The sequence below is a fragment of the Kitasatospora sp. NPDC127121 genome, assembly GCF_042677305.1.
Taxonomy (GTDB): domain Bacteria; phylum Actinomycetota; class Actinomycetes; order Streptomycetales; family Streptomycetaceae; genus Kitasatospora.
Genome location: NZ_JBHXTQ010000002.1, coordinates 103,783 through 115,635 on the forward strand (window position 1 = coordinate 103,783; position 11,853 = coordinate 115,635).

General features: G+C 74.2%; 14 protein-coding genes. 5 read left to right on the forward strand and 9 right to left on the reverse strand.

Going from position 1 to position 11,853, the window contains the following annotated elements; translation table 11 throughout:
- Window positions 1-29 precede the first annotated feature (29 nt).
- Complete coding sequence (locus ACFVHI_RS02685; RefSeq protein WP_380335067.1) at window positions 30-1,298, reverse strand: low temperature requirement protein A; 1,269 nt, start codon at window positions 1,296-1,298, stop codon at window positions 30-32.
- 83 nt (window positions 1,299-1,381) lie between these two features.
- Window positions 1,382-2,161 (reverse strand): HAD-IIA family hydrolase, encoded by a 780-nt coding sequence (locus ACFVHI_RS02690; protein WP_063349252.1) that lies wholly within the window; start codon window positions 2,159-2,161, stop codon window positions 1,382-1,384.
- A gap of 186 nt (window positions 2,162-2,347) precedes the next feature.
- Here ACFVHI_RS02690 and ACFVHI_RS02695 point away from each other — a divergent pair, with 186 nt between their 5' ends.
- Window positions 2,348-3,436 (forward strand): Gfo/Idh/MocA family oxidoreductase, encoded by a 1,089-nt coding sequence (locus ACFVHI_RS02695; RefSeq protein ID WP_380335070.1) that lies wholly within the window; start codon window positions 2,348-2,350, stop codon window positions 3,434-3,436.
- A 98-nt stretch (window positions 3,437-3,534) separates the two neighbouring features.
- Here the strand turns inward: ACFVHI_RS02695 and ACFVHI_RS02700 are convergent, their stop codons facing one another.
- Together ACFVHI_RS02700 and ACFVHI_RS02705 are read right to left on the reverse strand one after the other, a co-directional pair.
- A complete protein-coding gene (locus ACFVHI_RS02700) occupies window positions 3,535-3,957 on the reverse strand; it encodes a type II toxin-antitoxin system VapC family toxin (protein ID WP_380335072.1) in 423 nt (140 codons plus the stop codon).
- Window positions 3,950-4,234 (reverse strand): type II toxin-antitoxin system Phd/YefM family antitoxin, encoded by a 285-nt coding sequence (locus ACFVHI_RS02705; protein WP_063349249.1) that lies wholly within the window; start codon window positions 4,232-4,234, stop codon window positions 3,950-3,952. Before ACFVHI_RS02705 ends, ACFVHI_RS02700 begins: the two co-directional genes overlap by 8 nt.
- Before the next feature lie 209 nt (window positions 4,235-4,443).
- Between ACFVHI_RS02705 and ACFVHI_RS02710 the strand changes: the two genes are divergently transcribed.
- Window positions 4,444-4,737, forward strand: a complete 294-nt coding sequence (locus tag ACFVHI_RS02710) for a DUF6412 domain-containing protein (protein WP_063349248.1) — start codon at window positions 4,444-4,446, stop codon at window positions 4,735-4,737.
- Window positions 4,738-4,818: 81 nt separating this feature from the next.
- On the forward strand, window positions 4,819-5,514 hold the full coding sequence (locus ACFVHI_RS02715; protein WP_380335076.1) for a YidC/Oxa1 family membrane protein insertase: 696 nt from the start codon (window positions 4,819-4,821) through the stop codon (window positions 5,512-5,514).
- A 69-nt stretch (window positions 5,515-5,583) separates the two neighbouring features.
- On the opposite strand, the gene ACFVHI_RS02720 is transcribed toward ACFVHI_RS02715, so the two are convergent.
- Both ACFVHI_RS02720 and ACFVHI_RS02725 read right to left on the reverse strand, forming a co-directional pair.
- Window positions 5,584-6,270: an HAD family hydrolase gene (locus ACFVHI_RS02720; protein ID WP_380335079.1), complete on the reverse strand. Its 687-nt coding sequence runs from the start codon at window positions 6,268-6,270 to the stop codon at window positions 5,584-5,586.
- Window positions 6,271-6,299: 29 nt separating this feature from the next.
- Window positions 6,300-6,890 carry an NUDIX hydrolase gene (locus ACFVHI_RS02725; protein ID WP_380335082.1) on the reverse strand — a complete coding sequence of 197 codons (591 nt, stop codon included), beginning with the start codon at window positions 6,888-6,890 and terminating at the stop codon, window positions 6,300-6,302.
- Between the two features lie 261 nt (window positions 6,891-7,151).
- On the opposite strand from ACFVHI_RS02725, the gene ACFVHI_RS02730 reads away from it, so the two are divergent.
- Window positions 7,152-7,919, forward strand: a complete 768-nt coding sequence (locus ACFVHI_RS02730; RefSeq protein ID WP_380335084.1) for a CDP-alcohol phosphatidyltransferase family protein — start codon at window positions 7,152-7,154, stop codon at window positions 7,917-7,919.
- A gap of 31 nt (window positions 7,920-7,950) precedes the next feature.
- Here the strand turns inward: ACFVHI_RS02730 and ACFVHI_RS02735 are convergent, their stop codons facing one another.
- Window positions 7,951-8,346 carry an ArsR/SmtB family transcription factor gene (locus ACFVHI_RS02735; RefSeq protein ID WP_380335086.1) on the reverse strand — a complete coding sequence of 132 codons (396 nt, stop codon included), beginning with the start codon at window positions 8,344-8,346 and terminating at the stop codon, window positions 7,951-7,953.
- Between the two features lie 175 nt (window positions 8,347-8,521).
- Here ACFVHI_RS02735 and ACFVHI_RS02740 point away from each other — a divergent pair, with 175 nt between their 5' ends.
- Complete coding sequence (locus ACFVHI_RS02740; RefSeq protein ID WP_380335089.1) at window positions 8,522-9,511, forward strand: zinc-binding alcohol dehydrogenase family protein; 990 nt, start codon at window positions 8,522-8,524, stop codon at window positions 9,509-9,511.
- A 114-nt stretch (window positions 9,512-9,625) separates the two neighbouring features.
- Here ACFVHI_RS02740 and ACFVHI_RS02745 read toward each other — a convergent pair whose 3' ends face one another.
- Complete coding sequence (locus ACFVHI_RS02745) at window positions 9,626-10,453, reverse strand: putative adhesin (RefSeq protein WP_380335092.1); 828 nt, start codon at window positions 10,451-10,453, stop codon at window positions 9,626-9,628.
- A gap of 137 nt (window positions 10,454-10,590) precedes the next feature.
- Complete coding sequence (locus tag ACFVHI_RS02750; protein ID WP_380335094.1) at window positions 10,591-11,784, reverse strand: PQQ-binding-like beta-propeller repeat protein; 1,194 nt, start codon at window positions 11,782-11,784, stop codon at window positions 10,591-10,593.
- Between the last annotated feature and the right edge of the window lie 69 nt (window positions 11,785-11,853).

Consider the following 11,853-nt stretch of genomic DNA (forward strand, 5'->3'; position numbering starts at 1 on the left):
CCCGAACGCTACACAGCCCCACCGACAACTCACTCCGCCGAAGCCGCAGAAGGCGCAGAAGGCAGCGCGGACCCACCAGGCAGCGGGGCCCCAGCGGGAACTACAGGCAGCGCCGACCCCGAGGGAGCCACCGGCGCGGGGTCCGAACCGGCCGCCCGCACCACCCGGACGTGCTCCACCACGTTGAGCGCCACCAGCAGCACCGCCAGTGCCACCAGCACCGCCAGCGCCGGCAGCCGCACCACCGCCGGCGCCAGCCCCAGCACCACCGCCGCCGCACCGAGCCGGGTCGTCGCCACCTTGCGGAACATCATCCAGCGGGTGTACCCGAAGGTCAGTAGGTACAGCCCGCACCCGCCGTACAGCAGCGCCACCGACCCCGGGCCGAGCGCCTGCCACGGGTCCGCGACGGTCTCCCCGAAGCCGACCGCCACCCCGATCACCCCGGCGGCCAGCGCCAGGTGCCCGTACTGGAAGATCCGCCGGACGACGTCCCGCCGGGAGTCGGCGACCTCGACGGCGTACCGCATGGCGTCCGCCGCGTACACGAAATATTGCCACCACAGCCCCGCCGAGATGGTGAACGCGGCGGCCACGGCGCCGAGTTCGGCCACGTCCAGCCGGGCGCCAGCCGCCGTCCCGCCGATGCCGACGATCGACTCGCCGAGTGCCACCAGCAGGAACAGCGCGAACCGCTCCGGCATGTGCGAGGGGTGGTACGCCACCGCCGCCAGCCGCCGCCGGAACACCAGCGGCGCGGCCAGGTCGCAGAGCGCTGCCGCCGCCCACAGGGCCAGCCGCGGCCCGTCCGGCAACAGCCCGCCCACGACCAGCAGCGGCCCGCTGACCAGCACGCCGGCGCCGTACGGGCCGCGCCAGACGCCCGGCAGGCGGATCAGCAGGAGCAGCAGCACCAGCCGGGCCAGCCAGTACGCGGCGCCGAGCAGCACGCCCCGCCCGCCGTACGCGCCCGGGACGGCGAGCGCCATGAACAGGCCGGCCAGCCCGACCGCCAGGATGCCGAGGCGGTCCCGCAGGTTGTCCACGTCCCGGATGTTGGCCTGCACGGTGGTGCCCACCCAGCACCAGTACACCGGCACGAACACCACCAGCGCCCGGACCAGCCCGGTGGCGTCGTGGTGGTGGTGCAGCAGCCCGGAGACCTGGGTGATCGCGAAGACGAAGACCAGGTCGAAGTAGAGCTCGGCCCAGGTGACCCGCTTCTCGTCGGCCTCCCCGCCGACGCCCCCGGCATCCCGCCGCGCCTCCGGCGGCCCCGCATCCCCCGTCGCACTCATTGCGCCGTTGCCTCCCCACAGGTACGAAACGGGCCCCGCCCCGGCGACCGACCGGAACGGGGCCCACGACAGCACCGCAGAGGCTAGACCAGCTCGACCAGGTCCGCGATCGACTTGACCACCCGGGTCGGCCGGTACGGGAAGCGCTCGACGTCGGCGGCGGCGGTCAGGCCGGTGAGCACCAGGATGGTCTCCATGCCGGCCTCCATGCCCGCGACGATGTCGGTGTCCATCCGGTCGCCGATCATGACGGCGGTCTCGGAGTGGGCCCCGGCGGTGTTCAGCGCCTCGCGCATCATCAGCGGGTTGGGCTTGCCGACGAAGTACGGCTCGACGCCGGTCGCCTTGGTGATCAGGGCCGCGACCGAGCCGGTGGCCGGCAGCACGCCCTCGGGGGACGGGCCGGTCTCGTCGGGGTTGGTGCAGATGAACCGGGCGCCCTGGTTGATCAGGCGGATCGCCTTGGTGAGCGCCTCGAAGCTGTAGGTGCGGGTCTCGCCGAGGACGACGTAGTCCGGGTTGTTGTCGGTCAGCACGTAACCGGCCTGGTACAGCGCGGTGGTGAGCCCCGCCTCGCCGATCACGTAGGCGGTGCCGCCCGGGCGCTGGCCCTTGAGGAACTTGGCGGTGGCCAGGGCGGAGGTCCAGATGCACTCCTCCGGCACCTCCAGGCCCATCCCGGCCAGGCGGGCGCTGAGGTCGCGCGGGGTGTAGATGGAGTTGTTGGTGAGGACCAGGAACGGCTTGCCGGACTCCCGCAGCCTGCGCAGGAACTCCTTCGCGCCGGGAATGGGCGTGCCCTCGTGGATGAGGACGCCGTCCATGTCGGTCAGCCAGGACTCGATGGGCTTGCGGTCTGCCACGTGCGTGTCTCCCGAAGTGTTGCAACGTCTGTCGAAGGCCCTGACGCGGCACAGCCTAATCCGCACGCCTGCTCGACGACAGCGCGTTCCGTCCCACGGGACCGGCACCACCGCCCCGCCCCGCCTCCCTGGCCCGGCCCCCTGCGAAACCGGGAGCAACCGGGCGCCTCGTGATTGAGTGGGCGCATGAGCGCCTCGACCCCCTCGTCCTCCCCGGACCGCCCGTTCCGCGTCGGCCTGATCGGCTACGGCCTGGCCGGCTCCGCCTTCCACGCCCCGCTCATCGCCACCACGCCGGGGCTGCGGTTGGACGCCGTGGTCACCGCCAGCCCCGAGCGCCGCGAGCAGCTGCGCCGCGAGCACCCCGGCGCCCGCGCCGTCGACACCCCCGAGCAGCTGCTCGCCGACCCGGACGCGCTCGACCTCGTCGTCGTCGCCTCGCCCAACCGCACCCACGCTCCGCTCGCCCGCGCCGCCCTGCGCGCCGGGCTGGCCACCGTCGTCGACAAGCCGCTGGCCGGCACCGCCGCCGAGGCGCTGGAGCTGTGCCAGCTCGCCGAGGCCCGGGGCACCCTGCTCTCCGTGTTCCAGAACCGGCGCTGGGACGGCGACTTCCTGACCGCCGCCCGGCTGGTCCGGGGCGGCGCGCTCGGCCGGGTGCACCGCTTCGAGTCCCGTTTCGAGCGGTTCCGCCCGAAGCCCAAGCCCGGCTGGCGCGAGCTCGCCGACCCGGCGGAGGTCGGCGGCACGCTGTACGACCTGGGCAGCCACCTGGTGGACCAGGCGCTGACGCTGTTCGGCCCGGTGGAGACGGTGTACGCGGAGGTCGACGTGCGCCGGGACGGCGCGGTCGTCGACGACGACGCCTTCCTCGCCCTCACGCACGCCTCCGGCACCCGCTCGCACCTGTGGACCAGCGCCATCACCCCGCTGATCGGCCCCCGGCTGCGGGTGCTCGGCGACGCCGCCGGGTACGTCAAGCCCGGCATGGACCCGCAGGAGGCGGAGCTGCGGGCCGGGCACCGACCGGACGGCGCCCGCCCGTGGGGTGCCGACCAGCCCTCGCAGTACGGCACCCTCGGCACCGACGAGTCCTCGATCGCGCTGCCCACCGAACCGGGCGACTACCCCGCCTTCTACGCGGGCATCGCCGCCGCCCTGGCCTCCCCGGGCACCCCGCCCCCGGTCGACCCGCGCGACGCGGTGGCCACCCTGGCCGTCCTGGAGGCCGCCCGGGCCTCCGCCGCCACGGGCACCACGGTCCGCCTGGGCTGAGCGGCTTCCGGGCCTGCCGCCCCCTCAATTCCACTTCTAAGCTGCTTAGATGATCGGCCGAAGGGGCGGCAGGCCACCAGCGCGAAGAGCGGCGGCCGTCACACCCCGATGACCTCCACCGCCGAGCCCAGGCCCCGGAAGTCCGCGACGTTGCGCGTGTACAGCGGCAGGCCGTGGGCCGAGGCCACGGCCGCGATCATCAGGTCGATCCGGCGCGGGCGCGGCTGCCGGCCGGCCGCGATGGTGAGGGTCACCAGCGTGCCGTAGCGGGAGGCCGCCGCCGCGTCGAAGGGCAGCGGGTCGAAGTCGGCCATCGCCGCGCCCAGCACCTCCAGCCGGGCCGCCCGGCTGACCGCGTCGCGGGCCATCGACACGCCCTGTTGCAGCTCCGCGAAGGTGATCGCGGTCAGCTCCGGCACGGCCGGCAGGTTCGCCGGGGAGAGCAGGGCCAGATCGATGTAGACACAGGTGTCGAGCACCCCGGCCGGCCGCCGCCGGGCTGCCCGCCTGCGCTCAGCCACGCCGCCGCTCGAACGGGTCGTCGCCCTCGTCGCCCACCAGTTCCTCCGGCCCGAAGTACTCCTCGGCCTCCTTGCGCATCTGCTGGTAGTCCACCCGCGGCAGCTTCACGTGCCGCGCCACCAGCTCCTCCGCCGTGAGCCGCCGCCGCCCGGACACCGGTCGCAGCTCCGCGACCTCGACCCCGTTCCTGGTGATGTGGAAAGTCTCCCCGGCCTCCACCGCATCCATCACCGCGGCGGAGTTGTTCCGGAACTCCCGCTGGGTAATCGTCTTCATCCCTCCACGGTAGCCCCGCGTAGCACCCTCGGCTACGCCCCTGCACCGCCCCACGAAAGCACCTCGGCGCGACGGGTGCGCCACGGGTGCGCCACGGGAATTCCGCGCCGGGCGGGAACTCGGCGGGCTCGGCGATCGTCCTGAACGTCTGAAGTCCGGCCCCGAGTCCGTGGGGCCCCAAGTCCGTCACGTCGAAGGAGGAGCAGCGCATGACCGTCGTCGCGATGCTCCTCGGGCTGCTCCGGGTGCTGACCGGGGAGCTGGTGACCGAGGGCGGGACGGTCGCGTCGGTGGCGGCGGTCGCCGCCGTGGCGCTGCTGGCCGGTGCGGTCGCGGGCACGCTGGCGGGGGCACGGCTGCTGGGCGCGCGGGCGCCCACGGCGGTGCGCAGCGGGGTGCTGCGGCGGCGCGCGTTCCGTACGGCCTTCCTCCCGCAGCGCGATCCCGATGCCCGGGGCAGGCGACGCCCGAGGGCGCCGGGTGCGGCCCCGGCGGCCGCGTAGCTTCGTCGTCTTCCGCCGTTCCACGCGGCCGTCCTCCGTCGACCACTCGTTTTCCGAGACCCCCGGAGGGCTCGCTCCACCATGTCCGTTCTCGCTGTTCTCGACCCGGCCGTCGCCGTCGCCCATGCCGCCGTCGCCGCGCTGGCCCAGGTACTGCCGACCGCGCTGGCGATCGTCCTGTTCACCGTCGCCGTCCGGCTGGCGTTGCATCCCTTCGCGCGCGCGGCGGCGCGGGGGGAGAAGTCGCGGGCGCGGCTGGCGCCGAAGGTCGCCGAGGTGAACCGGAGGTTCAAGGACCGCCCGGAGAAGCTGCGGGAGGCGCTCGCCGAGTTGTACCGGGAGGAGCGGGCTTCGCCGTTCGCGGGGTGCCTGCCGATGCTGGTGCAGGTTCCGTTCTTCTCGGTGATGTACCGCCTGTTCACCACCCCGAACGGCCTGCTGGACCACACCCTGTTCGGCGTGCCGCTCGGCCTGCACGTCGGGAGCGCGCACGGCGCCGGGCAGTTGGCGGTGTTCGGCCTGCTGTACGCCGGGCTGGCGGCGGTCGGGTACGTCAACTTCCGCCGGGCCAGGCGGGCAGCGGCCGCGCAGCCGACCCCTCAGCCGGGGGCGGGGCTGCTGCCTTACCTGTCCTTCGGGTCGGTGCTGTTCGCGATGCTGGTGCCGGTGGCCGCGGCGCTCCACCTGGTGACGACGAGCACGTGGACGGCCGCGGAGCGGGCCTGGCTGCACCGGGGTGGCGCACCGGCGCCGACGGCGGCGGCGCTCGCGCTGTGAGCCTCGCGCTGTGAACACCGCCGCCGAACCCGCCGATCTCGCCGAGGCCGCCGACCCCGCCGGCCTGCGTCAGAAATGCCGCAGCAGTTCGGGGAAGGCCGCCAGTTGCAGGGTCGCCTCGTCGGGGCCGAGGTCCTGGTGTTCCAGGACCCAGGTGTGCTGGTGCGGGATGAAGACCGTGCGCAGGCCGGCCCGGCGGGCCGGGGCGATGTCGGACTTGGGCGAGTTGCCGATCATCCAGGTCCGGTCGGGGTCGAGGCCGAGCTCGGCGCCGAGCCGCCGGTAGGTGTCCGCCGACTTCTCGGCCACGATGTGGACGCCGCGGAAGTGGTGGTCGATCGTGGAGGCCGTCACCTTGCGCTGCTGCTCGTCGAGGTCGCCCTTGGTGAGCAGCAGCAGGTGGTGGCGTCCGGCGAGGTCGGCGAGGGTGTCGGCGACGCCGGGGATCAGCTCGATCTCGCGGCTGCTGAGCGGAGTGAGGAGGCCGTCGATCCGGGCTTCTTCGGCCGGGGTGGGGGTGCGGTCGCCGTTCAGCCGCCGCAGGCAGTCGGCAAGGCTCTGCCGGAACACGGCGGCGCCGTAGCCGAGGGCGGCGGAGTTGGCGGCTTCGATCTCGTCGAGGACGGCCCTGGCGCGGTCGCGGTCGGCCGGGGTGGCGACCCAGTCCAGGAAGCCGTCGATGACGCGCTCGAAGAGGACGTTGTTCTCCCAGAGCGTGTCGTCGGCGTCGAAGATGAGGGTCTGGTCGGTGTGCATCCGGGTGTGCTCCAGCGGGGTTCGGAAGGTCAGGCGGGGTCGTCGAGCAGGCGGCCGGCCCGGTCGAGCGTCTCGCGGAGGTTCTCCTCGGTGGTCCGCTGCCGGGCCTCGGCGATGGTCAGCCACTCCAGCGGGGCGGCGGGGTTCTCCGGCCGCGCCCGCTCCGGGGTGCCGGTGGCCAGCAGGAAGCGCAGGTCGGCGTGTTCGTGGGCCGGTTCGGCGGGCGAGGCCGGGACGGGCACGACGGCGAGGTGGACGAGGGCGAGGTGGACGAGGGCGGCGTCGGGCCACGGGGTGAGGTCGGTGAGCCCGGTCTCCTCCAGGCCTTCACGCAGCGCGATGTCCAGCGGCCGGGTCTCCCCCGGGTCGCCGTGGCCGCCGACCTGGAGCCAGGCCTGCTGGCGGACGTGCCAGCGCAGGAGGACGCGCCGGGTCGGCGGGTGGACGATCAGCGCGGAGGCGGTGAAGTGCAGCGGCGTCCCGCGGTCCCAGGCGTCGGCGGCCCCGGTGAGGTGGCGGACGCGCTCGTGGTCGGCGGTCTCCGTCGGGCCCTGCGGCCGGTGGCCGGCCAGCAGTTCGGTCAGGCCCGGGCTGTGCGCCGCGCCGCCTGTGGTCACCATGATCAGCACTCCTCGTTGTGCTCCGGACCACGTCAACGTCAACCGGCTTGCGGGGGCGGGTGATCGGGGCCGGGGCTTCCGGTTCCGGCGAACCCGCGAAGCCTAGCCCCGGGGCCCTCCGGCGGCCCACCGGTTTTCCTCCCAGGGCCGCCCGGCAGCCGGCTCCCCCCTCTCCGGACGGCCACGAAGGGCCGGTCGGGGCGGCGCCCGGGAGGCCGTAGCCTGTGGTGATCGTTTCGGGACAGGTGGAGGGATGTCGTCATGGTGGCTGCTCCGGCGCTCGCGGACTTGCGCGAGGTGTGCCAGCCGCAGGCCAAGCTGCAGAGCCGCAACGGTGAGCACTGGGCGGGACGGCTGTACATGCGCCGCATCTCGCTGCGCACGACCCGGCAGTTGGTGCGCACCTCGGTGTCGCCGAACACCCTCACCTGGGTGATGGTGGTCTGCGGGGTCGGCGGCGGGGCGGCCCTGCTGATCCCCGGTCTGACCGGCGCCGTGCTGGCGGCGGTGCTGTTCCAGCTGTTCCTGCTCTTCGACTGCGTCGACGGCGAAGTGGCGCGCTGGAAGCGCCAGTTCAGCATGGCCGGGGTCTACGTGGACCGGCTCGGCGCCTATCTGGCGGACGCGGCGCTGATGATCGGCGCGGGCGTGCGGGCGGCCCGGGGCGGGTCGGAGCTGTGGGTGTCGGTGGGCCTGGCGGCCGCGCTGGGCGTGGTGCTGCTCAAGGCCTCGACGGACCTGGTGGACGTGGCCCGGGCCCGCAGCGGGCAGGCCCCGGCGGACGAGGAGTCCACCCAGCCGCGCTCGCAGGGCATCGCGACCGCGCGCCGGCTCGCCTCGGTGTTCAAGATCCACCGGGTGACGAACGGCATCGAGGCCTCCCTGGTGCTGCTCGCGGCGGCCGCGGTGGACGCGGCGCTCGGCAACCTGGACGCGACGCGGGCGGCGGTCGCGGGGATCGCGGTGATCACCTGGGGCATGGTGGTGGCGCACCTGGCGTCGATCCTGTCCTCCTCGCGCCTGCGCTGAGCGGGCCGCGCCGCTGCGCGCGGGCGGCTGCCTACGCGCGGGTTTCGGCCCGCGCGTAGGTCTCGGCCTGCGCGTGGGGCTCGGCCTGTACGTCGGCTTCGGCCCGCGCGTGGGCGGCGAGGATGGTGTCAAGGAGGCCGGGGAAGCGCTGTTCCAGGTCGACGGCGCGCAGGGCGGAGAACTTGCGGTTGGCCTCCTCGCGCTGGTGGATCAGGCCGGACTCGCGCAGCACCTTGAAGTGGTGGCTGAGGGTGGAGGGGGCGACGTCCACCGGGAAGGTGCCGCAGGCCCGCTCGGGTTCGGCGCGCAGGATGCGCACGATGGTCATCCGGGTGGGGTCGGAGAGCGCGTGCAGGACGTCGAGCAGGTCGATCTCCCCGGTCGCGGGGTGGGTGAGCGCCGGCCGGCGCCGGGTGCTGCGGGGCATGATCCGACCTCTCTGATCTGCGTTTGACCTGCGCCCGATCCGCGTCTGATCCACTTCTGATCAACATCTGATCTGCGCCTGATCTGCGATGTTCGACAATCATCGAAACTGCGTGGTACCACTGCCTCACGTCAATTTCGCCGTTCGTCGAACATCGTAGTCGAGGGGGACCGACATGCGCGCACTGGTGATGACCGCACCCGGTGGGGCCGAGCACACGGAGATCCGGGAGGTCGAGGCCCCGAGCCCCGGCCCCGGCCAGGTGGCGGTCGACGTCGCCTACGCCGGGCTGAACTTCGTCGACGTGATGGGCCGCCGGGGCGACGCCGGCTACGTCACCGCTTGGCCCTACCGGCCGGGCAAGGAGGTGGCCGGCACCGTCCGGGCGGTCGGCGAGGGCGTCACCGGACTGGCGGTGGGCGACCGGGTAGCGGCCGCGCCCGTCGGCGGCGGCCTGGCCGAGGTGGTGCTCGCCGAGGCCGCGCTCACCGTGCCCGTCCCGGACGGGCTGGCGCTGCGCGAGGCCGCCGCCGCCCCGCTGGGCCTGGCCACCGCCGTGCTGCTGCTCACCGACGCCGGCCGGCTCACCGCAGGGGACACCGTCCTGGTGCACTCGGCCGGCGGCGGGATCGGCCACGCCGTCGCCCAACTGGTCCCGCTGATCGGGGGCGGCGGTCGGCTGATCGGCACGGTGGGCCGACCGGAGAAGGCGGCGGCCGCCGTCGCCTCCGGCTACGACCACGCCTTCGCCCGCGACGAGGCGCTGCCCGAGGCCGTCCGGGCCGCGACCGGCGGCCGGGGCGTCGACCTCGTGCTGGACCCGCTGGGCACCGAGGCCCTGGAGCTCGACCTCGAACTCACCGCGCCCGGCGGCCGGATCGTCCTCTTCGGCAACGCGGGCGGCGGCGCCGTCGCCGACCTGCCGCCGCTCGGCCGCCTGATGGCCGGGAACCTCACCGTCACCGGCTTCAGCCACCGCGCCCTGGCCGCCACCGCCCCCGAGCGGCTGGCCCGAGCCATCCGCACGGTCCTCGACCTGCTCGCCGCCGGTGACCTCACGCTGCCGGTCACCGAAGTCCCCGGCCTGACCGCCGTCCCCGCCGCGCACGATGCCATGGCGGAGGGTCGGGCCACCGGCAAGTACGTGGTGCGCGTGGCCGGTTGAGCCCTGCCCCGGGCGGCGCCCCTTGCGCAGGAAGTCGGGTGGGCCGACTTCCTGCGCAGAGCGCGGAGCGCGGAGCCTGAAGCGCGGAGCCCGGAGCGTTGGAGGCCGGGCGGGTCAGGGGTTGTAGAGGCCGCCGGCCTCGCCGGGGTCGCCGGGGCCGTTGTAGCCCTGAGGACGGCCCTGGTTGCGCGTCCCGGGCCTGTTGGTCTCGACAAAGCGACAGGCGGCGAAGTGCACGTCGCCCATGCCGGGCCGCAGGATGTCGCTCAGCAGCACGTCGCCGTCGAAGACGATCGAGCGGCCCGCGAGTTGGGGGTCGGTCAGCGTGGCGACGTTGATGACGGCGGCGGCTGGCGTCCCCGGGTCGAGTTCGACGTCGTACCCGCCGCCCACCGGGCTGGCGATCGCCGGGTTTCCCCGGATGGTGAGGCCGCTGGGGTAGGAGATGGTGTAGTTCTGCAGGCTCCGCCCGCCCACCACGGTGCGCGTGGCGCCACGGTCCTGCCCCTGTTCCACGCTGCCGCCCCGGTTGGCGCCGTTCTCCACCTGCCCGCCCAGGTCGTCGGGGAGGACCATCCCGTGCTGCGTGTAGAAGTGCACCCTCGTCCCCGCGGGCACCCGGAAGGTGCCGTTCGCGGCCTCCCAGGCGCCGTGACCGCTGAGCACGAGACCGTCCGTACGCGCGGGCGCGGTGTTGTCGGCCTCCCAGTCGTCGTCCGGGTTCTGGTGATTGATCATGGGCCGGTTCTGGTCGGCCGCGCGCTGGATCCCGGTCGCGCGGAGCATCTGCACGACGGCCGCGTTGCCGTGGCTGCTCTGGAGGCCGAGCAGCGACTGGGCGGCGGCCTGCGCCCGGTTCGGGTTCCTGGTCGCCGGCTCCGAAGTGCGGGCCGGCGTGCGGGCCTTGCCGGCGGCACCCTTGGTCCTGTCGTGGGCGTGCATCGTCCCCCTCTCGACTCGAAAGCTCACTCTCCTGGATATCGGTGGCGTCGGCCCGGGCGCCAGGTCCGTACGGGCAGTGCCCGCTGCCTGAAGGCGCACCGCGCGGTGCCCTGCCGCGCCGAGACCTCGCGCGGTGGTCAGGCCGCGGGTATGCCCGCCGCGTAGAGGCCTGCCCGGCTGCCGCGGTAGGCGACGCCGCCGAAGGCCGTCAGCGAGAGCCCGGTGTACTCGGTGCCGAACTTGGCCGGATCGTCCTGCCATTGAAGCCGGCCGGTGGCCAGGTCGAGGGTGTGCAGCCGACCGTCGTTCAGCGCCACGTAGACCCGGCCGTCGGCGACGGCCATGGTGCTCATGCCCCGGCCCAGGCCGTCCGGCACCGAGGAGGTCCACCGGCTGCGGCCCGTACTCGCCTCCACGGCGACGACCCGGTCGTTGTCGAGGAGGCAGAGCGTCCCGTCGGCGACCGGGGCGGGCCGGACACCGGGGTGGCCGAGATCGTCACGCTGCCAGAGCACCCGGCCGGTCGCCGCGTCCAGGGCGGAGACGGTCGAGGCGGCACCGGTCGAGGCAGAGGCGGTCGAAGTGGCGCCGGTCGGGGCGGAGGCAGCGGAAGTGGACAGGTAGAGGACGCCCTCGTGGACCACGGGCCGGTCGACGAGCTTGCCGACGGCGGGCTGCTCCCAGCGCCGCTCACAAGTCTTCGCGTCGAGGGCGGAGATCCCGCCTGCGGGGGCGGCGAGGTACACGGTGCCGCCCGCGATCGCCGGCCCGCAGGCGGCCTCCAGCGGGCCGGCCCACCGGGCCTCGCCGGTCGCCGCGTCGTAGGAGTGGACGCGGCCGTCGCAGGTCACGAACACGTCCCCGCTGACGGTGGGGCCGTCCGTCCATCCGGACAGGTAGCCCCCCGGCGCGGGCACGGCCCATCGGACGGCTCCGGACGCGGCGTCCAGGGCGTGGACGTGGGAGTCGGTGGTCACGCAGACCAGTCCGTCGCCTGCGGCGATCGGCCAGCCGAAGTTGCTGTCGGCGGGATTGTGCGAGGTGACCTTGGCGCTCCAGCGCGGGGTGCCGGTCCGCAGGTCGAGGGCGCTGACCGTGCCGTCGAAGTCCGCGACGTAGAGGTCGGGCTGCGGGGTGGCCGACAGGGCGACCCGGCTGCCGGTACCGGTCCTGCTCCAGACGCGGTGGCCGGTGTCGGCGTCCCGCCGCGCCCACCAGCCGATGCCCCCGACGGTGACGGCGGCCCCCGCCACACCGGCGACGCCCAGCAGCATGCGCCTGCGGCTGACGTGGGGGCGGACGGGATCGGTCTGCGATTCGTTCGAGGTCACACCGAAGGTGACCGTCTGCGCCCGCCGCCGGTTCCACCGCGCGGGCGAGCTTCACAAAAGGCGCCGAGA

Bases quoted from the DNA above. Each gene is read 5' to 3' on its own strand.
- ACFVHI_RS02685 (WP_380335067.1), bottom strand. From the start codon at position 1,298: ATGAGTGCGACGGGGGATGCGGGGCCGCCGGAGGCGCGGCGGGATGCC.
- ACFVHI_RS02695 (WP_380335070.1), top strand. From the start codon at position 2,348: ATGAGCGCCTCGACCCCCTCGTCCTCCCCGGACCGCCCGTTCCGCGTC.
- ACFVHI_RS02705 (WP_063349249.1), bottom strand. From the start codon at position 4,234: ATGAAGACGATTACCCAGCGGGAGTTCCGGAACAACTCCGCCGCGGTG.
- ACFVHI_RS02710 (WP_063349248.1), top strand. From the start codon at position 4,444: ATGACCGTCGTCGCGATGCTCCTCGGGCTGCTCCGGGTGCTGACCGGG.
- ACFVHI_RS02715 (WP_380335076.1), top strand. From the start codon at position 4,819: ATGTCCGTTCTCGCTGTTCTCGACCCGGCCGTCGCCGTCGCCCATGCC.
- ACFVHI_RS02720 (WP_380335079.1), bottom strand. From the start codon at position 6,270: ATGCACACCGACCAGACCCTCATCTTCGACGCCGACGACACGCTCTGG.
- ACFVHI_RS02725 (WP_380335082.1), bottom strand. From the start codon at position 6,890: ATGGTGACCACAGGCGGCGCGGCGCACAGCCCGGGCCTGACCGAACTG.
- ACFVHI_RS02730 (WP_380335084.1), top strand. From the start codon at position 7,152: ATGGTGGCTGCTCCGGCGCTCGCGGACTTGCGCGAGGTGTGCCAGCCG.
- ACFVHI_RS02735 (WP_380335086.1), bottom strand. From the start codon at position 8,346: ATGCCCCGCAGCACCCGGCGCCGGCCGGCGCTCACCCACCCCGCGACC.
- ACFVHI_RS02740 (WP_380335089.1), top strand. From the start codon at position 8,522: ATGCGCGCACTGGTGATGACCGCACCCGGTGGGGCCGAGCACACGGAG.
- ACFVHI_RS02745 (WP_380335092.1), bottom strand. From the start codon at position 10,453: ATGCACGCCCACGACAGGACCAAGGGTGCCGCCGGCAAGGCCCGCACG.